This is a genomic window from Actinophytocola sp., assembly GCF_009379765.1.
Taxonomy (GTDB): Bacteria; Actinomycetota; Actinomycetes; order Mycobacteriales; family Pseudonocardiaceae; genus Actinophytocola.
This window is the reverse complement of the sequence record NZ_WHTD01000005.1, coordinates 1-22,028: the sequence shown is the minus strand read 5'-3', so window position 1 is coordinate 22,028 and position 22,028 is coordinate 1. Positions and strand designations below refer to the sequence as shown.

Annotated in this window: 22 protein-coding genes and 1 pseudogene; 9 read left to right on the top strand and 14 right to left on the bottom strand. The window is 67.7% G+C overall.

Translation table 11 applies throughout. The features are described from left to right. Positions 1-301 precede the first annotated feature (301 nt). Positions 302-1,333, bottom strand: coding sequence for a saccharopine dehydrogenase NADP-binding domain-containing protein (locus GEV28_RS02395; RefSeq protein ID WP_291408089.1), 1,032 nt, complete (start codon positions 1,331-1,333; stop codon positions 302-304). A gap of 97 nt (positions 1,334-1,430) precedes the next feature. Here GEV28_RS02395 and GEV28_RS02390 point away from each other — a divergent pair, with 97 nt between their 5' ends. Further along, the gene (locus GEV28_RS02390) at positions 1,431-2,366 is read left to right on the top strand and encodes a helix-turn-helix domain-containing protein (RefSeq protein ID WP_291408087.1); all 936 of its coding nucleotides are present in this window, start codon (positions 1,431-1,433) and stop codon (positions 2,364-2,366) included. Here GEV28_RS02390 and ppk2 read toward each other — a convergent pair. The 4 genes from ppk2 to GEV28_RS02370 form a co-directional block, all read right to left on the bottom strand. Further along, on the bottom strand, positions 2,363-3,094 hold the full coding sequence (ppk2, locus tag GEV28_RS02385; RefSeq protein WP_291408201.1) for a polyphosphate kinase 2: 732 nt from the start codon (positions 3,092-3,094) through the stop codon (positions 2,363-2,365). The genes GEV28_RS02390 and ppk2 overlap by 4 nt on opposite strands. Beyond that, entirely contained in the window at positions 3,066-4,154 is a 1,089-nt protein-coding gene (locus GEV28_RS02380; protein WP_291408199.1) for an EamA family transporter, read from the bottom strand. The genes ppk2 and GEV28_RS02380 overlap by 29 nt, the downstream gene beginning before the upstream one ends. 111 nt (positions 4,155-4,265) lie before the next feature. Continuing rightward, positions 4,266-4,835, bottom strand: coding sequence for a hypothetical protein (locus GEV28_RS02375; protein WP_291408085.1), 570 nt, complete (start codon positions 4,833-4,835; stop codon positions 4,266-4,268). Positions 4,836-5,111: 276 nt separating this feature from the next. Next, a complete protein-coding gene (locus tag GEV28_RS02370; RefSeq protein ID WP_291408083.1) occupies positions 5,112-5,675 on the bottom strand; it encodes a dihydrofolate reductase family protein in 564 nt (187 codons plus the stop codon). Between GEV28_RS02370 and GEV28_RS02365 the strand changes: the two genes are divergently transcribed. The 3 genes from GEV28_RS02365 to GEV28_RS02355 all read left to right on the top strand — a co-directional run bounded on the left by GEV28_RS02365 (position 5,674) and on the right by GEV28_RS02355 (position 7,483). Beyond that, positions 5,674-6,117: a helix-turn-helix domain-containing protein gene (locus GEV28_RS02365; protein ID WP_291408082.1), complete on the top strand. Its 444-nt coding sequence runs from the start codon at positions 5,674-5,676 to the stop codon at positions 6,115-6,117. The two genes, GEV28_RS02370 and GEV28_RS02365, sit on opposite strands and share 2 nt — an antisense overlap. A gap of 213 nt (positions 6,118-6,330) precedes the next feature. Beyond that, positions 6,331-6,864, top strand: coding sequence for a PadR family transcriptional regulator (locus tag GEV28_RS02360; RefSeq protein ID WP_291408080.1), 534 nt, complete (start codon positions 6,331-6,333; stop codon positions 6,862-6,864). After that, a complete protein-coding gene (locus tag GEV28_RS02355; RefSeq protein WP_291408078.1) occupies positions 6,848-7,483 on the top strand; it encodes a GyrI-like domain-containing protein in 636 nt (211 codons plus the stop codon). Before GEV28_RS02360 ends, GEV28_RS02355 begins: the two co-directional genes overlap by 17 nt. A 197-nt stretch (positions 7,484-7,680) precedes the next feature. Here the strand turns inward: GEV28_RS02355 and GEV28_RS02350 are convergent, their stop codons facing one another. Then, positions 7,681-8,745, bottom strand: coding sequence for an S-adenosylmethionine:tRNA ribosyltransferase-isomerase (locus GEV28_RS02350; RefSeq protein WP_291408076.1), 1,065 nt, complete (start codon positions 8,743-8,745; stop codon positions 7,681-7,683). Continuing rightward, a complete protein-coding gene (locus GEV28_RS02345) occupies positions 8,742-9,467 on the bottom strand; it encodes an SDR family oxidoreductase (RefSeq protein ID WP_291408075.1) in 726 nt (241 codons plus the stop codon). Before GEV28_RS02345 ends, GEV28_RS02350 begins: the two co-directional genes overlap by 4 nt. A 176-nt stretch (positions 9,468-9,643) precedes the next feature. Between GEV28_RS02345 and GEV28_RS02340 the strand changes: the two genes are divergently transcribed. Then, positions 9,644-10,882 (top strand): VCBS repeat-containing protein, encoded by a 1,239-nt coding sequence (locus tag GEV28_RS02340; protein ID WP_291408073.1) that lies wholly within the window; start codon positions 9,644-9,646, stop codon positions 10,880-10,882. Positions 10,883-10,979: 97 nt separating this feature from the next. On the opposite strand, the gene GEV28_RS02335 is transcribed toward GEV28_RS02340, so the two are convergent. Continuing rightward, the gene (locus GEV28_RS02335; RefSeq protein ID WP_291408071.1) at positions 10,980-11,990 is read right to left on the bottom strand and encodes a peptidylprolyl isomerase; all 1,011 of its coding nucleotides are present in this window, start codon (positions 11,988-11,990) and stop codon (positions 10,980-10,982) included. A gap of 109 nt (positions 11,991-12,099) precedes the next feature. Here GEV28_RS02335 and GEV28_RS02330 point away from each other — a divergent pair, with 109 nt between their 5' ends. Next, entirely contained in the window at positions 12,100-13,152 is a 1,053-nt protein-coding gene (locus GEV28_RS02330) for an MFS transporter (RefSeq protein ID WP_291408069.1), read from the top strand. Continuing rightward, positions 13,149-13,949 carry an SDR family oxidoreductase gene (locus tag GEV28_RS02325; RefSeq protein ID WP_291408067.1) on the top strand — a complete coding sequence of 267 codons (801 nt, stop codon included), beginning with the start codon at positions 13,149-13,151 and terminating at the stop codon, positions 13,947-13,949. Before GEV28_RS02330 ends, GEV28_RS02325 begins: the two co-directional genes overlap by 4 nt. A gap of 10 nt (positions 13,950-13,959) precedes the next feature. Here the strand turns inward: GEV28_RS02325 and GEV28_RS02320 are convergent. Together GEV28_RS02320 and GEV28_RS02315 are read right to left on the bottom strand one after the other, a co-directional pair. Then, a pseudogene (locus GEV28_RS02320) lies at positions 13,960-14,085 on the bottom strand (response regulator transcription factor); the annotation flags it as partial. Between the two features lie 414 nt (positions 14,086-14,499). Then, the gene (locus GEV28_RS02315; protein ID WP_291408065.1) at positions 14,500-15,084 is read right to left on the bottom strand and encodes a TetR/AcrR family transcriptional regulator; all 585 of its coding nucleotides are present in this window, start codon (positions 15,082-15,084) and stop codon (positions 14,500-14,502) included. A 52-nt stretch (positions 15,085-15,136) separates the two neighbouring features. Between GEV28_RS02315 and GEV28_RS02310 the strand changes: the two genes are divergently transcribed. Continuing rightward, complete coding sequence (locus GEV28_RS02310) at positions 15,137-15,496, top strand: VOC family protein (protein WP_291408063.1); 360 nt, start codon at positions 15,137-15,139, stop codon at positions 15,494-15,496. An 84-nt stretch (positions 15,497-15,580) separates the two neighbouring features. On the opposite strand, the gene GEV28_RS02305 is transcribed toward GEV28_RS02310, so the two are convergent. From GEV28_RS02305 to GEV28_RS02295, 3 genes are all read right to left on the bottom strand, one after another. Continuing rightward, the gene (locus GEV28_RS02305; RefSeq protein WP_291408061.1) at positions 15,581-16,339 is read right to left on the bottom strand and encodes a nucleotidyl transferase AbiEii/AbiGii toxin family protein; all 759 of its coding nucleotides are present in this window, start codon (positions 16,337-16,339) and stop codon (positions 15,581-15,583) included. 693 nt (positions 16,340-17,032) lie between these two features. Continuing rightward, positions 17,033-18,784, bottom strand: coding sequence for an ABC transporter ATP-binding protein (locus GEV28_RS02300; RefSeq protein WP_291408059.1), 1,752 nt, complete (start codon positions 18,782-18,784; stop codon positions 17,033-17,035). After that, positions 18,777-20,357, bottom strand: coding sequence for an ABC transporter ATP-binding protein (locus GEV28_RS02295; RefSeq protein ID WP_291408057.1), 1,581 nt, complete (start codon positions 20,355-20,357; stop codon positions 18,777-18,779). Before GEV28_RS02295 ends, GEV28_RS02300 begins: the two co-directional genes overlap by 8 nt. Positions 20,358-21,003: 646 nt before the next feature. Between GEV28_RS02295 and GEV28_RS02290 the strand changes: the two genes are divergently transcribed. Further along, a complete protein-coding gene (locus tag GEV28_RS02290) occupies positions 21,004-21,291 on the top strand; it encodes a helix-turn-helix transcriptional regulator (RefSeq protein ID WP_291408056.1) in 288 nt (95 codons plus the stop codon). A 119-nt stretch (positions 21,292-21,410) separates the two neighbouring features. On the opposite strand, the gene GEV28_RS02285 is transcribed toward GEV28_RS02290, so the two are convergent. Further along, the coding region (locus tag GEV28_RS02285; protein WP_291408054.1) for a serine hydrolase at positions 21,411-22,028 on the bottom strand (618 nt) is incomplete at its 5' end.

Below are 22,028 nucleotides of genomic sequence, written 5' to 3'. Positions count from 1 at the left end.
GACAGACACAGGAGCGCAGGTGAGTGACGCCAGTTCCCAACCGCGATCCGTGCCGGCCGCATCCTGACACCGCAGAACCGGCTTACGCACGTGCTCGGCGAGCCCGGAGCGGCCGAAGACTGACCTCCGGCCCGTCCACCAGCACTTCCCGGTTCTTATGCCGACACGTTGGGTCCACCACACCGAGGCATTGGTAGCCCCTGCAGTCCAGATGACCTGCGGTTGTGCGGTTTGAAGGGGCTTCCGATCGGGCGGCGTGAATTGTGGCTCAACTCGAACTCTTGGTGTGGTGGCCGGGTGGTCACTCGCGGCGCGGTTCGAGCGAGATGTGCGCGGACAGCGCCTGGAGGAAGTCGGGTGCGTCGAAGATCTCGCCGGCGGAGGCGACGCCGGTCGTCCTGGTCTGTCCGGTGAGAATGCGGTGGACCGCTTCCACCGCGAGCGGCGCGCTGACGGCGTAGATGTCCTGGCCGCTCGCAACAGCGCGTCGTTCCGTGCCGCCGGAGCGCACGAGGACGTCGACGAGGAAGGTCTGCGAGGACCGACCGCGCTCGTCGACCGCGGTCGGTGTCGATGTGTCCGGAGCCGCCACGTCCTTGGCCGCGTCGGCCGTCATGTACGTGCGCACCTCAGGGACAGACAGGTGGCTGGGGATGGTGACGACGTCAGCCATCGTGAACTCGCCGATGACGGTCCGGGTGCCCATCGGGGCAGGAAAGGGCCACTCCAGGGTCGGCGGGGCGTCGTCGCGGTACTCCAGCCGCCCGTTGGTGTAGCGGACGCGCCGGCCGTTCCGCCGCTGCCGGGAGACCTTGCTCGCGGCGCGGGTCCCGGCCGTGGGGTGCCAACTGCTCAGCCCGTACGCGATGTGCGCCTCGTCGGCCGCCGTCCAGTCGCCCATCGCCGTGGTGGCCAACAGGTCGCCGAGGCCGCCATAGAAGGCCATCGCGGGAACCACCACGGTGCGTGCTGCGCGGGCGTGGTCCGCGAAGTGCGTGAACGTGTCGATGTTGGCCTCGATCTCGGCCGACACATCCACATACGGGATGCCAGCGCGCAGTGCCGCCTCGATCACCGGGGCGGCGGTCGCGGCGAAGGGCCCGGCACAGTTGATCACGGCCGCCGCGCCGTCCAGCGCGCGGTCGAGCGAGGCCGGGTCGTCGACCGACGCCGACCGAACATCGAGCCCCGGATGGGACGCCGCCAGCGCCTGCAACTTGTCCGCGTCGCGGCCGGAGAGAAGCGGGACAAACCCGCGCTCGCGCAACTCTGCCACCACAAACCGCCCGGTGTGCCCGTAGGCACCGAACACCGCCACCGTGTGACCCCTCAATTCTCCTCCGTGCTCGAATGATCCACTCTGGACAGCCTGACGACGACAGCCACCCAGCGCCAGTGTCCGGAACGCCACGATGCGTACAATTTCGGACATGAGCACTGTTGCGCTGACCGTCACCGACGGGATGCTGTACTTCGAGTTGGCCATGGCGTACGAGGTCTTCGGCGCCGACCTGTCCGGTGTGGTCGACCCCTGGTACGACGTTGCCGTCTGCGGCTCGGGCGCCGTGCGGGTCGGCCGGTTCCGGCTGGAGCCGGACTGCGGGCTCGACCAACTGGCGCGCGTCGACACGGTGATCGTTCCCGCGTTGGCCGATGTCGACGAGGACCCGCCCGCCGACCTGGTCGACGCCGTGCGCACGGCCCACGAGGCGGGCGCGCGGGTGGTCTCCCTTTGCACGGGCGCGTTCGTGCTGGCCGCCGCCGGTCTGCTGGACGGGCGGCGTGCGACCACGCACTGGGCCCACACCGAGGCACTGGCCGCCCGCTATCCCCGGGTGGAGGTCGACCCGGACGTGCTCTACGTCGACAACGGCAGCGTGCTCACCTCCGCCGGAAAGGCCGCCGCGATGGACCTGTGCCTGCATCTGGTCCGCTTCGACCACGGCTCGGCGATCGCCAACACGGTCGCCCGCCGCCTGGTCGTGCCGCCGCACCGGGCCGGCGGCCAGGCGCAGTTCGTCACTACTCCGGTGCCCGCCCAGGACAACCACCCACTCGCCGAGCTGTTCCCCTGGGTGATCGAACGGCTGGACCATCCGCTGACCGTGGAGGATCTGGCCCGCCGCGCGAACATGAGCTCGCGCAACCTGGGTCGCCATTTCAGGTCGGTGACCGGCACCGCCCCGCTGCAATGGCTGCTGACCCAGCGGATCCGCCGCGCCCAGGAGCTGCTGGAGACCACCGACGACAGCGTCGACGCCATCGCGGCGGCTGCCGGCATGGGCACCGCCACAACGCTGCGCCGACACTTCAACCGCACCGTTGGCGTGCCACCTGACACCTACCGCCGCACCTTCCGCAGCTAGGCAAGAGAGGCCGCGTGGTCGGGCACGTAGGTCTGCATCTCCTTCGGTGGCCGCTCGTATCCAGGTGACGGCGGCCGGGGCGGCAGCCTCAACGGCGGGCGCTGGACCTCGTGGAACGGAATGGTGGAGATCAGGTGAGCAATCATGTTGATCCGGGCCCGGCGCTTGTCATCGCTCTCGACCACGTACCACGGTGCCTCGGGGATGTCCGTATGGACGAGCATGTCGTCCTTGGCGCGCGAGTAGCTCTCCCACCGGGTGATCGACTCCAGGTCCATCGGCGACAGCTTCCATCTGCGCATCGGGTCCTCGAGCCGGCTCTGGAACCGCTGCTCCTGCTCCGCGTCGCTAACGGAGAACCAGTACTTGCGCAGCAGGATCCCGTCCTCGATGAGGAGCCGCTCGAGGATGGGGCATTGGCGCAGGAACCGGGTGTACTCCTCCTTCGTGCAGAATCCCATCACCCGCTCGACGCCCGCGCGGTTGTACCAGCTCCTGTCGAACAGCACGATCTCGCCGGCCGAGGGCAGCTGCTCGATGTAGCGCTGGAAGTACCACTGGTGACGCTCCCGCTCGGTCGGAGCCGGCAGCGCGACGATCCGTGCCACGCGTGGGTTGAGGTACTGGGTCACCCGCTTGATAGCGCTGCCCTTGCCCGCCGCGTCACGTCCTTCGAAGACGACGACCATGCGGGCGCCCTCAGCCCGGACCCACTCCTGCATCGTCACGAGCTCCGCCTGCAGGCGGAGCAGCTCTTTCTCGTACACCGCCCGAGGCACGCGCTGGGGCTTCGTGCCGTCCTTGCTGGGTGCTTTCGAGGGGTTGTTCTTCTTGGCCACGGTCATCCACCTCCGGTCCCATCTTCCCGCGAATCCGGCCGGCTTTCGCGGAGACGGGCGCCGGTGCGGCGGCGCGCTGGACGAGTGCGATGCCGACAAGGACGATCAGACCGCCCGCGACCTGAATCGCGGTCAGCGCCTGGCCGAGCCAGGCCCAGGCGACCAGCCCGGCGCCCACCGGCTCGGACATGCCGACCACGCCGACGGCCGTCGGGCTGATGCGCCCAAGAGCGGCGAGGTTCAGCGCATAGGGCGCGAGCGTGCCGAGCACGACGATCCAGACCACTCCCGCCCAGGCCGGAACGGAGTAGGCGTCCAGTGTGCCGAGCAGGGGCGCCGAGGACGCGAGCATCGAGAGGTCGACGGTCCACCACGGTTGGGTCACGGTCCAGAACAGCGCGCCGAAGAAGAACATGTAGAAGGTCAGTGATCCGGTGTCGCGGGCAGCCGCCGTGTGGCTGCCGACCAGGAAGTACGTCGCCACGCTCGCGGCGGCGCCAAGACCCGCCACCACACCGATCGGGTCGAGGCCGGTGTCCGTCCAGACCTGGGCGACCATGGCCAGCCCGCCGAGAGCGACGCCGATGGCCAGCCAGGTCCGGCGTCGGACGTCCTGACGCCGCACCACCCGGACGTAGAGCGCGACGAACACCGGAGCGGTGAACTCGAGCAACAGCGCGATGCCGATCGGGATCCGCTGGATCGCCACGAAGTACAGCCACTGGACCATCGCGGCACCGGCCACCCCGAGCAATGCGAGAGCCGGCAGCTCACGCAGGGTTACCCGCAGGCGCCGCGGCGCGACCGCGAGAAGGATCACACCTAGCCCCAGCGCGGCCCCCGTGCTGCGCAGCGCCGCGAGTGTGGCCGGCTCGACACCGGCTTCGAGTACGACCTTCGACACAGACGCGTTCACGGCGAAAAGAGCGGCCGCGAGCGTCACATACACGTAGCCCCGGCGCAGAGCTGCGGTCTCCACGATTCGACATTAGTGTTTACTAGCTACGATCATGTCGCCGCGTTCACATGGTGGACAACACACGATCCGAGGCTGACCTCGCTAGTAGTCACGTTCGTCGTAGGAGTCGAGGTCCAGAAGTTCGCGAATAGTGCTCGCAGCGTCGGTCCCGTCGAACTCGGCGGCGGCGAGAACAGCCTGGATCAGATCATCGCGCGTCTGCGCGCTGGCCGCCTCAGACCAGTGGTCTACGGCGTTTTCAGAGGCCGCGACGAGTCCGTCTACCTGGGTGCGAACCTCGGGTGGCCAGGCGGTACCCCGGAGTTGGCCGATCTCGGTTTCGAGCTCCTCGGCGGTCTCGGCGGCCAGCGCGGTTTGCGTTGCGAGGGGTTCGCCGCTATTGATCGCCTGCTCGAGCTTCTCCAGTGCTACGTTGTACGGCCGGATGATGGCCAGGTAGCGCTCCGCAGCCTGCTCCCGGGACAGCGTGAGCGGTGTGATCGTCGGGGTGGGGGTGGCCCCACGCGTTGCGGTGCGGGTGGCCTCGCTTGGGCTGACCGCCGTGGTCGTGGGTGTTGAGGACGCCACAGTGCCCGCATCGGTTGTGGCTGACGCGCATCCGGCGAGCGTCGTCGCTGTGAACAGAATGACGATTGTCAGGGTCGGTCGCATGCATCTTCTCCAACAGCGGTCGAAAGCGAGGCCTCGACGGGCCTGGGAATCGTTCACGAGCCGTGGTGACCCTATCGGACGGATCGTCTGTCGCCTCAGCATGGCCGATTGTGCGCTGCGCACGCTCGTCAGAGGTGGTAAGCAGCCAGCCATGGGAACCCACCTTTCAGGCCCTATTCGCTGTCCGCATAGGACCAGAGCATGGGCTGGCCGCCCGTGCCATGGACCCCTCGGACAGGTAGTGGCGCTCGCTTGTCGTGCATGTCGGCCGCCGGTTCAGCGGTGCCGGCGGTAGTGCAGCCCGATGGTCCCGTTGCTGAACTCGGTGCTGGAGACCAGGTCGAGCCGGTAGGACTTGGGGACGTCGTCGTTGAACAGCCGGGTACCCTCGCCCGCAACGTAGAGGTGCAAGTCCAGGCGGAACTCGTCGATCACGTCGAGCCGCATGAGCGACCGCCACAAGCCAACGCCGCCCCAGACCACGATGTGGCCGTCGCCGCCTCGCCTGAGCTTGTCGATCTCTTCTGTCGTGTCACCAGCGGCGATGGTGGTGTTGGCCCACTCGGCCGTCCTCAGAGTCCGGGAGAAGACGACCTCGCGCGCGGCGTTCAGGATGGGGGTGAACGGGTGGTCGGGGGCCGACGGTATGGCCACGGACATGGCCTCGTAGGTGGTGCGGCCCATGATGTGCGCGTACGCGCTCTGGTAGAGGTCGATCTTCTGCTTCGTGGCCGCCGGGTCGGCGGGCAGGCCGAAGCAGTACTGCCAGTACTCGGTGCCGTCGTCGGCGAGAAGGCCGTCGAGCGAGTACATGAACGCCCACGCAATCAGCTTCCGCATGATCACCACTCCTCGTTCGGGCTGCGCGATCAACGCCGCAGGGGAGGTGCTCGGCGATCCGTGGGCGGTGCTCGTCCTGCGCGACATGATGTTCGGCAATCGGCGCTACTTCCGCGAGCTGCTCTCCGGATCCGAGGAGGGGATCGCCAGCAACATCCTCAGCAGCCGCCTCAAACAGCTCACCGTCGCGGGCCTGCTCACCCGGGCGGACGACAAGCGTGGACAACGGGCGATGTACTCCCTCACCGAGGCCGGCATCCAGGTGCTGCCCGTCATGGTCGCCCTCGGTACCTGGGGGCTCGCGCACCGTGACGGCACCCAGCGGCTACGGGTACGCGCCGAGCTGCTGCGCGACGGCGGGCCCGAACTCGTTGAAGCGATGATGGACGAGCTGCACCTCGGCATCCCACGCCCGAACCCCGAAGAGCCCCGGCCAAGCTAACAACTCCAGTCCGCCTACGACGCCGCCATACTGCCGACGCATCGTGAAGCGCACGGTGACCGCTGTCCGCTTTGGGAGCTGCCGGAGTCGCGCCGCATCGACCGTTCTCCGCCCTGCCGCTCATCCGATCCGCAGCGGCCGAGTCCGTCACACACCTCTTGCAACGACCTGCGCGTGAGCTCCACGGCTCTATTCTACTGCTAGAATAGGGGCGTGGAGCTCACGCTTGCCGAGTTGACCGTTCTTGGGCTCGTCATCGAGCGTCCTCAGCACGGCTATGACTTGGAGCAGGTCATCGAGCGACGCGGTATCCGGCAGTGGACCGACATCGGGTTCTCCTCGATCTACTACCTGCTCGCCAAGCTGGAGAAGCGTGGCCTGGTCCACGTGCCTGAGGCTCCCGCTACAGCGAAGTCCCGCCGTGTGTTCCACGCCACCCCGGAAGGCAGGGAGGTCGCGACGCGCACCGCCCTGGTTCTCATCGCCACGCCGCAACCGGTCCCGCACCCGCTGCTGGTCGGCCTCGCCAACCTGCCTCTGTTCTCCGAGCAGGAGTATGCGCGGGCGCTGCGCGCCCGGCTGGCGCAGATCGAAGCCCGGATCGCCGCGGTTCAGGCGGCACAGCAGGCACAGGCCCCCCTCCCGCGACCGGCGCGTGAGGTGTTCTCGTACTCCCTGAGTCTCCTAGAGACAGAAAGGCAGTGGCTCTCCACCCGAGTCCAGGTTCCCGATGACAGGCAAGACTGACTTCAAGAAGACCCTCGACAGCTATCAGGCGCAGCGCGGCCGGTTCCGGATCGTGGATGTGCCCGGCATGCAGTACCTCATGATCGACGGCCACGGCGACCCCAACACCTCACCCGCCTTCGCCCAGGCGGTCGAAGCGCTCTACCCAGTGGCGTACACGCTGAAGTTCGCCAGCAAGCAAGACCTCGGACGCGACTACGTCGTCCCGCCCTTGGAAGGACTGTGGTGGGCCAAGGACATGGACACGTTCACGACGGAGCGGGACAAGTCACGATGGGACTGGACGCTGATGCTCATGGTCCCGGACTGGATCGACAGGCCCATGTTCACAGCCGCCATCGAACATGCCGGGGCCAAGAACCGGCCGGAGTGTCTCGACGACGTCCGCTTGGAGACGCTGTCCGAGGGGCGATGCGTGCAGACGCTGCACGTCGGCTCCTTCGACGACGAAACCGACCTACTCGCGCGATTGCATGATGAGTTCATCCCCAGCCAAGGGTTGCGCATCGTCGGCAAGCATCACGAGATCTACCTCAACGACTTCCGCAGGGTCGCACCCGAGAAGCAGCGCACCATCCTCCGCCAACCCATCGCGCGTGCCGCAGCATCCAGCGCGTAGACCCTCGGTCGAGCCCAGCTCGACGGGGCCACCGTCGGCCGACACTCCTCCGTCATGGCCGGCTACAACTAGCGGACGGATTCGTGATGGACGTGGGCGCGTTGGCCGTCGCGGTCGAAGATCATGATGAGTTCTGCGGGGCCGTCGCTGGCTGCGCAAGCGTGTGGGGTCATCGTGGCGAACTCGGCGGCCTCGCGTCAGGGCAGCAGCAGCGTGGAGTCGCCGAACTCGTGCCACAGGTAGCCGCGATCGACGGCCGCCTCGTACGCAGCCTGAATCAGGTCGGGCCCGGCGATCGCCTCCAGCAGGAGCAGATGACTTGCCGCCGGGTCATGGAGCCCGGTGACGAGTCCGCCTACGATGCGCGCCGCCCGATCTGGCCCCAGCACCAGGCTGGTCCAACCGCGGCTGGGCTGTGCGTCGCCGTCCGCAGTCGCCGCCGACTCGAGCGCGCGGACCACCGTCGTCCCCACCGCAATGACGCGCTTCCCCGCGGCGTGCGCGCTGTTGACGAGCCGGGCGGTCACCTCCGGGACGTGGAACCGTTCCGGCAGCGGCGGCTCGTGCGCTTCCGGGCTCGACACCCCGGCATGCAAGATGATCGGTGCGACGGTCACGCCGCGCGCCATCAGCCGCACGAGCAAGGTCTCGGTGAACGGCCGCCCCGCGCTCGGCATCTCGGCGCTGCCCGGCTCGGTGGCGTAGACGGTCTGGTAGTCCGCAAGTGAGTACTGGCCGCGCAGGTAGTCGTAGGTGATCGGACGTCCGTGTCCCGACAGGTAGCGGGCGGCGTCCGTGGGCGGGGTGACGTCCGCCCGCCACAATCTGGACGTGGTGGCGCTGGCGTCGGGATAGGCATCGATGAGATCGAGTTGGACGCCGCCCGGAAGGTGGAGAAGTTGCCCGCGTGTTGCTCGGTCGTCGGGTCCGTGGCCGTCGCGTCGGCGCACCTCGACCACCCACGTGTCGTCGTCCAGGACGGTCGAGAGGTGCACCGGGACTCGCTCGCCGGTTGCCCGGACGGCGTCGAAGGCGGCGGGCAGTGTGGCGGACGTGTTGACCACGACGAGATCCCCGGGCTCCAGGAACTCGGCCAGGTCGCGGAAGTGCCGATGCTCCACCTGGCCGGGCCTGGCCACCAGGAGCCGGACGCCGTCGCGCGTCACTCCGCGCCGCTCGGGTGGTTCGGTGGCCTCATGGCCCGGTGGCAACGTGAACGATGTCGCCGGCAGCGTGCTTGTCGTCATGGTGTTTGTCGTCATCGCGCCACCGCGGGCTCGTCGCGCTCGGCCAGGTCAGCGGCTCGGTAGCGTCCGCTCGGCAGGTCGTCTGCGATCAGCCGCAGCAGCGCCGGCACCACGGATTCGGGCGCCGCGCGGTCACTGATGTCCTCGCCGGGGAACGCCTGCTGATGCAGGTCGGTGGCCATATCCCCTGGGTCGACGGCGTATACCCGTAACTCCGGCTGCTCCGCGGCGAGGATGTTGGTGATCTGGTCCAGCGCGGCCTTGGACGAGCCGTAGCCGCCCCAGCCCTCGTACGGCTCGACGGCGGCGTCAGAGGTGATGTTGACCACCTGGCTCTTGCGTGGCGTGAGCTGGGGTAGGACGAGCTGGATCAGCGCGAGTGGTGCGATGGTGTTGGTGGCGTACACCTCGGCCAGCACGTCGAGCGGGTAGTCGGCGAGTGTCGGCTGCGGGCTCGGACCCAGGATGCTCGCGTTGTTGACCAGCAGGTCCAAGCCGCCGAGGTCTGTCACGGCACCGGCCAGCGCGGCGCGATGCGCGGGGTCGGCCACGTCGCCTGCGATCGGAATGACGGTGCCCGGGCCGGTGATGGCGGCGCTGGCGGCGGCGAGTCGCGAGCTGTCGCGGGCGTCGATGACCACCCGCCATCCTTGCCGGACCAGTTCCGCGGCCAAGGCGTATCCCAGCCCCCGAGATCCGCCGGTGATGAGTGCGTTTCGAGCGTCAGTCGGTGTCATGCGTCCAACGGTGCAACCTCAAGCTAGCTTGAGGTCAAGTCCCACGGGCCACGATTCCGTTGAAGGCCGAAGGATTGCCTGATCAGGTATGTCACCGTCCTGACATTTCGCCGCGGCACGGCACGCGGGGCCGCTTGGGAGCATGCGTAGGGTCCATCTCCCAGAAAGGAACCATCGTGGACACACACCTATCGTCATCGACTTCGAGACGGCTGCTCGGCTCGTCTCTGGCCGCGCTCGGACTCGCCACCGCGGTGTTCGCCGGTGCGGCGACCCCAGCTTCGGCAGACCACCAGGGCAGTCCAGTGCCCAGCTTCGACTATCAGGACCATGCGCTGGTCAAACCCGGACTCTCCGGTGTAGGCCCCGAGGCGATCGCCACTGGCGATTTCAACGGGGACGGCCACGACGACACCGCGGTGGGCACGATCCCGGGATTGCAGACCATACTCAGTAATGCTGATGGCACCTTCCAGGATGCCGTGCTCCACGAGGTCGGGAACGGGACGACCAGGCAGGTGGCCACGGCGGACCTCAACGATGACGGCAACCTCGATATAGCCGTCTCTCGGCAGGCATACGGCGAGGCTCCCAAGGTCAGCGTGCTGTTCGGTGCCGGTGATGGCGCCTTCGCGTCGCCGGACGACATCGAGGTCGGCCCCGTCATCGCGGACTCTTGGAACACCGCCAGTCCTATTCCCGCTGATGTCGACAACGACGGCGTACCTGACCTGGTTGTTGGGATTGAGCAGCTCAGTCCGCTCCAGTACACGAGTGTCGTCCTGCTGAACACCGGTGACGGCACCTTCACCGACCCCCGAGCTGTCGAATCCGCTGACGGCGTGATCCTTAGGCGGGTCGCGGACGTCAACGGTGACTTATTCGCCGACCTGGTCGGCATCAAGTCCGGTGAGGTGGCCCTCGTCCTCGCCGACGGTCAGGGCGCCTTCGGCACCGCCCGGACCTTCCCCGGCGGAGTTGATCCCCTGGACGTGGCGGTCGGCGATCTCAACGGTGACGGCAAGGTGGACCTGGTGACCGTTAGCCGGCTCTACTACGTCAACATCCTCCAGGGAACCGGCCGCGGCACCTTCTCCGCACCCACCACCTATACCGACCATTTCCTGCGCTCGTTCCGCCTGACCCTGGTGGACCTGAACGGCAACGGACATCTGGATGTAGCGGCCGCCAACACCTGGAACGAAACGTTCCCAGGCACGGGCCGGGTGGCGGTGTTCGTCGGCAACGGCGATGGCACCCTGCAGGACGTGCGCAGGTACGTTCCCGTCGTCAGCTCACCGTTCACGTTCGGTATCGCCGCCGGCGACTTCAACGCGGACGGCAGGCCCGATCTGATCATCTCCAACAACAAGAACCACGACTCGGTCACCTCAGTGCTGAACACCACGCCGTAGCACGACATCGGCCGACCCCCAACGAAGTGGGTCTGCCCGAAGGGCGGCCCTCCCCTCCCGGAGGGCCGCTTCTTCATGCTTTTCCGAATTGAAGCGGCTACTCGTCAGTACCCTCATCGAGGTCAAGGTCGTCGAGGTCGGCGTCGTCCAGGTCGTCGGGCAACTCCGGCTCGATCGGGTCATCCGGAACGACCTGGCCGATTTCAGCGTCCCATTCGCCGAATTCGGGGTCGATCTCGATCTCGGCTTCCTGCATTTGACCGGTGATGAATTCCTGGTAAGCCGCCTGGCCCTCTTGCGCCGTTGCCTGCTCGAGGGAGGTCCGGATCTCGTCCTGCACGTCCTCGAGCGCCGGCTTCTCCAAGCGTTCGATCACGTGGAAGCCGAAGTCGCTTTCGATCGGACCGACCAGCTCGCCTTCATCGGCGCCGAAGAGCGCGTCCTCGAACTCCGGGACGGTCGTGCCCGGCTGGATGAAGCCAAGATCACCGCCCTGGGCCGCCGAGCCGTCAGTCGAGGTCTCGGCAGCGACCTCGGCGAAGTCCTCGCCGCCGCCGATCCGGTTCATCGCCTCGGTCGCCGCATCTGTGTCGGCCACCAAGATGTGCCGGGCCGGAACGCCGTCTTCGTACGCGGTGGCGATGTCGGAGATCTCCGGGCTGAGCTCCGAGGTGACAGCGTTCTCGATGGCGAACAGCTCGAGCTGGCGGTCGACTTCGTCGCGGGCGAGGCCCTGCTCTTCTAGCTGCTCGTACATGTCTTCTTCGTCGCCGCCGAACTGAGGCACGACCTCGGCGATGGTGTCGGCGATGTCCTCGTCGGTGATCTCGATGTCCAGCTCGGCGGCGCCATCCTGAAGAACCGCCGCGAAGATCAGCTGGTTCAGCGCGTCGGCGTTGATCTGTTGTTGAATCTGGTCGTCATCGCCGTCCAGCTCGTCATACTGCGGGTCTTCGGCTATGACGGCGGCCAAATCCGCGACGGCGCTGGCCGGAATTTCGGTGCCGTTCACGGTGGCCGCCGTGGACGGGTCGTCGCCGCTGCAGGCGGCGAACACAAGGAGGGGTACGCAGGCGAGGGCGGTATGGGCAAGGCGCTTTGGGAGCATGCGAAGATCCAAGCAATGGCAGACAGTGACTCACCACTGTAGACGGCGTCGATCTCAGGCGGCGCACGCCACCCCTCGTTGTCGCCGCGGTGATCCGACTTGGCGAAGGGTGCTCACCGAGTACCTGAGCTGGCGCTGGGCGCTTTACGTCAACACCCCGCTCGCCCTGGCGGCCGCCGTCGGTGCGGTGTTCGTGCTGACGGAGAGTCGAGGCCGAGAACGCGGGCGGGTGGATGTGCTCGGCGCGGTGCTGATCACCGCAGGGCTGGTGGCGCTGGTGTACGGGTTCAGCATGGCCACCACCCACGGCTGGACCGCACCGCTGACCGCGGGCATGCTCGTCACCGGCGTCGCTCTGTTGCTGATGTTCGTGCTCACTCAAGCACGGATGCCGGACCCGCTGCTGCCGTTACGGATCGTGGCTCACCGAAGCCGTGGGGGAGCCTACCTCGCCTTCGGGCTGGTCATGATCGGCATGTTCGGGATGTTCCTGCTCGTGTCGTTCTACCTGCAAACTGTCGCCGGCTACACCGCGCTGCGCACCGGCGTCGCCTTCCTACCCTTCGCCGCGGCTGTGCTGCTCGCTTCCACGCTCGTCGGCCGGGTGATGACCCGCCTACGATCTGGTCTGCCCCTGGCCGCTGGCGTGCTGCTCGCGGCCGCCGGCATGGACTGGCTGACCCAGCTCGGCATCGACAGCGGCTACACCGGCGATGTGCTGCCCGCGCTGGTACTGGTCGGCCTCGGACTTGGGACGATGTCGCCAGTCGCGGCGAACCTGGCCACCTTCGGCGTCGCCGAGCGCGAAACCGGGGTCGCCAGTGCGGTCTTCAATGCCTCCGAGCAGGTCGGGGCATCGGTAGGTGTTGCCGTGCTGAACACCCTCGCGGCCACCAGCACCGCCGCGTATCTGGCCGCGCACCCGCAGAGCCACGGGACGGAGCTGGCCGGAGTGGTCCATGGCTACACCGTGGCTACTGCCTGGGCCGCCGGCATCCTCGCCGTCGGAGCGGTCGTGGTGCTGATCCTCGTCAACGCTCGGCTGGACATGCGGACCGAGCCAACCGCGAGAGCTCGTCGACGCACAAATGTCCAGCTACCCGACGATGAGCGGCTGGACATCGACTCACTGATCAGCTCTTCGGAAGGAGCTCTCTCATGACTATCTTGATCACCGGTGCCAACGGCAACGTTTCCAGCACTCTGCTGCGGTCCCTCGATTCCCAGGACGTCCGCGCCCTGGTGCGTGACCCGGCCAAAGCTCCTGAGGGCGTGCCGGTCGCGATAGGCGATCTGGACGACCCCGCATCTCTGACGTCCGCGTTCGAAGGCGTGGACGTGCTCTGGCTGCTGACCGCGATGGGACCTCAAGCGCCCCACCAGAGTATGAACGCCGTCTGGGCCGCCAAGCAGGCCAGGGTGGAGCACGTCGTCCGCATGTCTGCCATCGGCGCCGCCTACGACGCGCCAACGCGCAACGGGCGCCTCCATGCATTGTCCGATGCAGAGCTCGCCGGGTCCGGCATCGACTGGACGATCATCAAGCCCGCGTCATTCATGCAGAACATGATCGGCGCCGTCAACGACGGCGTCCTTTATGGCGCGAACGGCGATGCCCGGGTGGGGTTGATCGACGTGGGCGACATCGCCGAGTTCGCCGCACACGTCCTGGCCGATCCCGCTCCGCACGCCGGGCGGACCTACACCCTGACCGGGCCCGCCAGCATCTCGCTCCACGACGCCGCGGCGGAGGTGGGCGCGACCTATCATCCGCTCACGCCTGAGCAGGCTTACGAAGCGATGGTGCAGGGCGGGCTGGACGAGTGGCTCGCATCCATGGGTGCGGAGTACGCGGCGGCTTTCTCGGCCGGGTGGGGCGACCTCACCACCACCGACTTTGCGGATGTGATCGGCCGTCAGCCGCGCACCTTCGCAGAGTTCGCCTGCGACTCGATGTGACGAAAGATGGCTAGTCCTCACCGGGGCGGATGACGCCGTTCTCGTAGGCAAAGACGACCACCTGCGCCCGGTCGCGGAGGCCGAGCTTGGCCAGGATGCGGCCGACGTGCACCTTCACGGTGGCCTCGGAGACGTACGGCGCCTTCTAGCCCGGCGGATTCGATGGCGTCCGGCAAATCCACGCATAGGGCGCCCGGTCAAGGGTGTGTTGGGACGCTGGGGACCTGCACGCACCTACGCGTGCAAACGAGAACACCTCTCATTTGCGTGCACGGCTGCACGCAGGTGCCCAGCGTCCCAACACACACCACCGGCTGACCGGACCAGCGCCGCAGAGTTCGTGGGGTCGCCTCGGCAGACTCCGGCGCTTTCGAGGCGGAGTTCGTGGTTGCCGAGCTGACCAGCGAGCTGGAGAACCTGCAGGGAGCGGGTGCGGGTCAGCGGAATCGCCGAGGGTCGCCTCGGCGGCATCAGGGCGCAGAGCGTGGCCTGCGTCGACTGAGTCACACGATCGACTCGGCATGCAGCCGCCGGTCCCGCTCGCGCCGGCCTAGGTCACCGGGTCCTTACCAGCGAGCCGCGGGCGCGTCGTCACCGCAGAACTGGTTGGGTCGACAGGCGAACTGACCCCACCCAGCAGAAACTGCAGCGCCGCCAGCGCCGACTCGTTCGTGGCGCCGTCCGCCACGCTCAGCAGCGCGGCGCGCCACGCCGCGGCAAGGACAGCTGGGGCCACGGCGAGTCGTTCGGGCAGCAAGGAACGTACCGTGTCCGCGACCGGGTCAATGCCGTCAACTGGAGGCGGCTCGCCCAACAGTCGGCACGCGTTGAACCGGACCGCGGCCCCGTACGCGACCAGCAACGCCGCGTGTACGGCCGCTGCTCCGTCGCCGCCGGTGGTCGCCGCGGCGCCTTCCATGCGATCGGTGATCCGTTTCTCGACGTCGTCGCGGGCAACGGTGTAGAGCCCGAGCTTGGAGCCGAAGTGGTGATAAAGCGACCCCGTGGTCACGCCGGCCTTGGCGGCCAGGTCCGCAACGTTGCACGCGTCGTACCCGGACTGCTCGAAATGGTGCAACGCTGCTTCGATCAGCCGTGCTTTGGTCGAGCCGGGAACCGGGACCCACTGCCGCATCCTGCCAGCGTAACTGATTGACGGGATTCCGTAATCCAATTATGGTCGAACCATGAAGCTAATGTTCATGTACCAGGCAGTCGACGACCTTCCAGCCGCGCTCGCGTTCTATCGGGACGAGTTGGGCCTGGCCGAATCATGGCGGGAAGGCGACTCGACGGTCGCCTTCGACCTTCCGGGATCCCCCATTCAGCTCATGCTCGACGTCCCGCCCGATGACCATCCGAGGTGGAAGTCCGGCATGTTCTGCGAGGTTCCTGACGTCGACGCCTTCGTCAAGGAGCATCCCGACTTCACCTGGGTGGGCGAGGTCATCGCCGTGCCGGACGGTCGCTCGGCCGCGTTCACCGACCCGGCGGGCAACACCATCCATGTCTTCGACCAGGGCACGGAGTCGGCCGACCACGCCTAGCACCGTCAGCATCGGCACGTACTCCGTAACGAGCTCGCGGGTCACCTGACTGAGCGAGACGGGCGACGACCCCCGAATCCGCGCTCATGACGCTCGCCGGTTGACCGGGTCGGCTTGGTTTATCCGGTCGATGAGATCCACGAGGTAGTCAACGGCGTCCCCGAGATCTGCAGGCGCGTCCGGGTGTTCGCGTACGAGCAGCGGGTAGTCGCGCGCCCACGAGTGCGACGGTGTCACGCTCGGCGGCCAGGCATGTTTGGCGCGTCGCGCGAATGTGTCGAGGGCCGCGGCGCGAACGACCGGTAGATCTTCAGACGTGAGAAGACCCTCAAGGAGCCAGATGTCGATCAGGTCGCGAACCCGATCATTGCCATCAGGAAGCGGCTCGGTGCATGCGTGCAGCTTCTGTGCGATCTGATAGGGAGCGTCGAGGCAGGGCACCAAGCGAGGCGGGTCGATGGCGAACTTGGCAAGCACGATCCCTTCCGGCTCCACAAGCTCATGGTGTGCGCCAGTGGGTTCGTCGATTGCGACCTCGAGACTGGTCGATCCGAAGTCGCGGCCTTCGTAGCGGATCTGCAACGCGACCCGCCAAGGCTGGTAGCCGAGTCCGGGAACATCGATCTCGGTTGGTGGGGCCTTGCGCTCGACGGTGAATCCGTGCCAGGCGTGACTGGCAGTCGCATCATCAAATCGCTCCAGCCAAGCATTCATCCTGCCCCGGAAGATCACATCGAGGTCGGTTGTGGCACGTGCACGGATGCCCAGGCGCAGCTGCATCGCTGTACCACCCTTGACAATGAACAAATGCCCGCCGTCGTCGTGGCGGACGGCGTCCAGCATCGCGCACATCACGCCAACCCGAACAAGGTGTAGCACCCGCTGGGGGAGTTGTCCGATCTCAGCGGCGTGGCGCTGCAGCAAGCGTTGGAACTACTTGGCGCCTGTCGGGCGGTTCACTTCGTGCTCCCCTGGTCAGCTGGCCGAGCAGCCTGTCGCGTTCTCGGCCCGGGATTGCCCCGCGCTCGGCAGCAGTGTGGATCGCTTGCCGAGCTAAGGACGTGGGCACTGTACCGATCGAGTCCGACAATGTCCGGTGAATTGTTGTCGCCACGACAGCGTCGATTGGTAGTACCTCGGTCACGGCAAGGTCGGCGCGATGAATCTTGTAGAGATCCCCGCCAGCTCGGCTGATCCGATAGGACTTAGGGATCGTGATGTGGACGCGCGTGGGATTGATATCGCACAGGTCGTGCACGAGGAGTGCGGAGTCATGTGAGATGACTCCTCGACCGCGCGCCCACAGGCGGGCCAAGATGAACTCGTCAAATCGCTCACGCGGCAGGACCGGCACTCGGTAGACGCCGTGGGCTGCCTGCTCGAGAGTCCCGCGGGACACCATCTTGCGCAGCTCGACTGCCGGCACTGTCGGTACAAGCGCTGGTGTGACGTAGCCGCCCTGCTCGACAGCTACGTCCATCACTGCGTCCCAGTACTTCCCAGGCATGCAGGAACAGTACCAAAAAAGTACTGTTTCTACACGCCGGAACCGTGCCAGGAGCGCCACAATGCGGCGTAAGCGCCGTCCGCAGCGAGTAGTTCATCGTGGGTTCCGAGCTCGCTGAGCCGGCCGTCCTCCATCACCGCGACGCGGTCGGCGTCCTCGGCGGTGTGCAGCCGGTGCGCGATGGCGATCACCGTCCGTCCGTCGAGAATGGCGGCTAGCGCACGCTCGGTATGGCGCGCGGTCTGCGGATCGAGTAGGGCGGTGGCCTCGTCGAGGATCACCGTGTGCGGATCGGCCAGCACGACGCGAGCCAACGCCAGCTGCTGAGCCTGTGCACCGTCCAAGGACAGCGCCCCGTCGCCCAGTTCGGTGTCCAGGCCGTGCGGCAGCTCGTGGAACCAGTCGGCCTCGACGGCGGTGAGAGCGGCCCGTATTTCGTCGTCGGCTGCCGGCGCGGCGATCAGCAGGTTGTCCCGGACGGTGCCGAGGAACACGTGGTGCTCCTGAGTGACCAGGACGACGTGCCGCCGCAGCTGCTCGGGTGCCAGCTCGGCGACCGGCACCCCACCGACCGTCACCGTGCCGGTGCGTGGCTCGTCGATGCCCGCGATCAGCCGGCTCAAGGTGGTCTTGCCGGCGCCGGACGGTCCGACGACGGCCAGCCGTTCGCCCGGCCGGACCGCCAGGTCGATTCCGCGCAGGACGTCCGGTCCGCCGTCGTACGCGAACCGCGTGCCGGCGACGACGATCCGGCCGTCGTCAGGTGCGTGACCCGAACGTGCGGCCGGTGCCGTTTGCACTACCTGCGCCAAACCTTCCACGCGGGCGAACGAGGCTCCGCTGCTCTGTAGCTGCTCGATCCACAGCAGGATCGTGTCCAGCGGCTGCGACAGCTGGCGCAGATACAGGGCCGCCGTGACCACCGTGCCCAGGCTTACCGCGCCCTGGTCGAGCAGCACTCCGCCGATGAGCAGCACACCGACTACGGGGATGACGTACCAGACGTCGACGGCCGGGAAGAGCACGCTGCGCAGGAACAGCGTCCGTAGCCGGGTGCGGCGGGATCGCTCGATCGCCTGCCGGCACTCCGCGATGCGGCGCCGCTGCAGTCCGAACGCCTCGACCGTCCGCGCCCCTGCCGCCGTGGCGGCGACCTGCTCGGCGAGTGCCGAGGTTGCCGCTTCGGCGGCGAGGTAAGCAGTGCGCGCGCGGCGCAGGTACCAGCGGAAGGCGAACCCGATGCCGACGAGGCCCACCAGTCCGCACGCGCCCAATACGGGGTCCAGGACGAAGATCGCGCCGACGATCAGGAGCGCCTGGACTCCGGCGATGAACACGTCGGGGCCGGCATCGCGCAGTGTGACGGCGACCCGCTCGACGTCGGCGGTTCCCCGCGCCGTCAGGTCACCGGTACCGGCGCGCTCGACGACGGAATTGCGCAGCGCCAGCGCCCGCTCGACGAACTGCTCGCGGACGCGTGCCGCCGTCCGCTCACCGAATCGGTGACCGACATTCCGCGCGTAGCGGGTCAGGGCGAGCTGGGCCAGGGCCGAGATCAAGATGGCCAGCGCCAACCGGTCGACGACATCGACCCCTCCGCCTGCCCTAACCTCGTCGATGATGCGGCCGAGCAGCCACGGACCGATCAGCCCGGCGCCGGCGGCCAGAGCGTTCAGCGCGATCAAGGCGGCAAAGACGCGGCCGTCCCGGCGGATCAGTCGGACGGCTGCTCGGCGCACCTCGGCCGGTTCAGCGATCGGCAGCTGCCCGCGCTCAGTCATCGGAGCCCCGCGAGACGAGTGAGCGGTAGCCGGGCCGATCGCGGAGCAGGTCACGGTGACTTCCGGCGCCGTCGACCTTGCCGTCGACCAGGTAGAACACGGTGTCGGCCTGGCGGAGCAGCAGGGGTGAGGTGGTGGTCACGACCGTCGTCCGGCTAGATCGAGTGGCCCGCAGCCGATCCGCGACGGCCGCTTCGGTGTGCGCGTCGAGCGAGGATGTCGGTTCGACCGCCAGCAGCACCTCGGGGTCGGCCAGCAGCGCGCGGGCGAAGCGGACGCGCTGGCGCTGCCCGCCGGAGAGGTTGCGGCCCTGTGCGTCGACGATCGAGTCGAGTCCGTCCGGCAGCCCGAGCACGACGTCCTCCGCCATGGCTGCGTGGACGGCGCTGGTGATGGCCTCGTCGTCCGGCTCCCGCCGGCCGGCGACCACGTCGCGCAGCGTGCCGGTGAACAGGTCGGCCTCGGTATCTGCCACCAGGATGCGGTTGCGGACCGCTTCGGTGGAAATGTCGTCGATGCGCACGTCCCCCCACCGTGCCGCTGACGCGGCGAACCCGCCGAGCCGGTCGATGACGGCGGCCAACTCGGCCGTCCGAGCGCTGACGAGTGCGGTCAGCGTGCCGGGCTCGACCCGTACACCGGAGGCCGGATCGTGCAACGCCGACGGCGCCTCGGGCGCGTTCGCCGTCGCTTCCCGGTGCGTGCCGTCAGGCTCGAGGGCGAGTAGCCGGACGACCCGCCGGGCCGACACCAGGCCACGGCTGAGGTCGTAGCCGCCCTCGATGAAGGACGACACCGGCACCACGAGGACCGCCACGTAGCCGTAGACCGCCACCAGTTCGCCCACAGTGATGTCGCCCTGTGCGGCCATCCGAGCCGCTAGCCAGGTCACGGCCGCGAGGAATAACACCGGCAGCCCGACGCCGAGGGCGCTGATCCAACTCGTGACCGCCCCGACCCGGTAGCCCTCCGCCCGCAGCGTCTGCGACCCGCGTTGGTACCGCTCGGCGAAGACGTCCTTGCCACCGAGGCCGCCCAGCACGCGCAGCCCGCCAACGATGTCGCCCAATCGAGTGGCGAGCCCGGCCTGGTGCTCCCGGTACGTCGTCTCCACGCCGTGCAACCGCCCCAGCAAGGGGCCGACCAGCACCGCCAGGAGCGGCACGCCCACCAGTACGACGGCCGCCAGCACGAGCGAGACGGACAGCAACAGCGCGGCCACCAGGACATACGCTAGGACCGCGCCGACCCCCGGGCCGGTGATTGTCAGCGTCTGGCTGATCCGCTGGACGTCAGTGATCCCGATCGTGACGATTTCCCCCGCCGTGATCTGGCGGCGCAGTGCGGCGCCCAGCCGGACCGAGTGTTGGACGACGACGTCGACCGTGCGGAAGGTGGCCTCCATCCGGATCTTCGACATGGTGCGATGCCGCATGATCGCCAGCCACGCGTTCACGATCCCGATCCCCAGCAGCGCGGCCGTCCAGCCCGCCAGTGCGGACGAGTCCCCAGGCGCGAGGCCGTCGTCGATCGCGCGGGCCAGCAGGAAGGGCGGTAGCGTCAGCCCGACCATCCACGCGCTACCCAGCAGGGCGCCCGCCGCTACCCGCCGACGCTGTCTGGCGACCAGCCACCACAGGTACCGCCCGGGACTGCGACTCTCAGGAGCGCCCGAGTCCTGGGGTGCGTCGGCCACTCCTGCACCCTAGCTGCTGGCCGTCGACGGGCCCGACTGGTGGTTCAGCGGATTGCTGGCCATCGGGCCGGGTCGAGGGAGTGCGTGAGTCCCGACCAGGCAACTCGGGTGTCCGCCGATTCTCGGTGCGGGCGCCGGAAGTCGCCGACGTAGATCGCGATCTCGGTGAGGTCCCAGCGCAGCCGGTACAACTCGAGCGCGTTCGCGCGCGGCTGGACGCCGGTTCTTGTCGCGTAGTCATCGATAGTCGCGGGTCTTCGCCGACGAGCGCCCACAGATCCCGCTCGGGTGCGGCGATCAGTGTGGTGTCCCAGTCGATCAGGACGACACCATTCGGCGTCGTGATCGTGTTTCCCCGGTGCGGTTCGCCGTGGTGAGCACCAGCCGATCGGGCTGTTCGGCGACGGCCGCGGCGATTCGGTCGTAGTGCTCGAGGACGTGCCGCACGGCATCCGCACGACGACTGCGACGAGGTTGACTTGACATGGGGAACTCCCCATAATGACACAGGTGGAGGACTGTGATGGCGCGTAGCTATGACGAAGTCACCGCCGAGCGGCGTGCTCGGCTCTCGCCCGAGGCCCGGCAGCAGCGTGCGCTCTTCGAGCAGGCGTACGACGTCGCCGTTCAGGTTATCGAACTTCGGGAGAGGCATGGCCTCACGCAGGCCGAGCTTGCTGAACGCTGCGGCATGGATCAAGGTGACATCAGCCGCATCGAGCGAGGTTCTACGAGCCCGACAGCTCGCACGCTCCAGCGCATCGCCCATGCACTCGCAGCGGACGTTCGCCTGGTCGAGCGAGCGACCTAGGGGAAAGTAGGCCCGCTGAGGTGACCCGCTTCATCGCGCTGACGGCTGGGAACCTCTCGTGGCAGGGCTGATCAGAGTGGCGGTGCCCGGAACACTTGATCCATGACGCCGAGCGCACTTCAGCCCGCCGCGTAGAGCTCGCTGAGGTAGCGGGCGATCGGCCAAGCGCCGTCTGACGTGTTGGAGATCACGGTGTAGGTGAGCTTCGAGGTCGGATCTTGCACGCTGATGAACGAGATGCCGGCGTCGCCTCCCACCAGCCTCACCGAGTCGCCGGACTCGTGGAGCCAGAAACCGAGGCCGTAACGCATCTCTTCCTCGGGCACGTCGCTGCGCGGCCGCACCATCTCCGCTACCCACTTCGGTGACACGATTCGTCCGCCGAACAGCGCAGGCCAGAACGACGTGAAGTCCGCCACTGTGGCAGAGATTCCACCGTCCCCGCAGCCTCGGACCGGAAGGTGGAGCACGTTCGTCCGGGAGACGCCGTCCATGGACAGGTATCCCATCGCTGTCCGCTCCGGCAGCTCGTCCGAGCGCAGGAACGCGGAGTCGCGCATTCCTGCGGGCGCGCAGACGTGTTCCTCGACAAGCTGGTGGTAGGGCGTGCCGCTCACCCGCTCGGCGATCAGCGCGAGCACGACGTAGCCGCCATTGCAGTACGAGAACTTCTCGCCGGGCGCGAACTTGGTCGGGAACCCGTCGAGGACCGCAAGATAGTCCTCGGCGGTCACGAG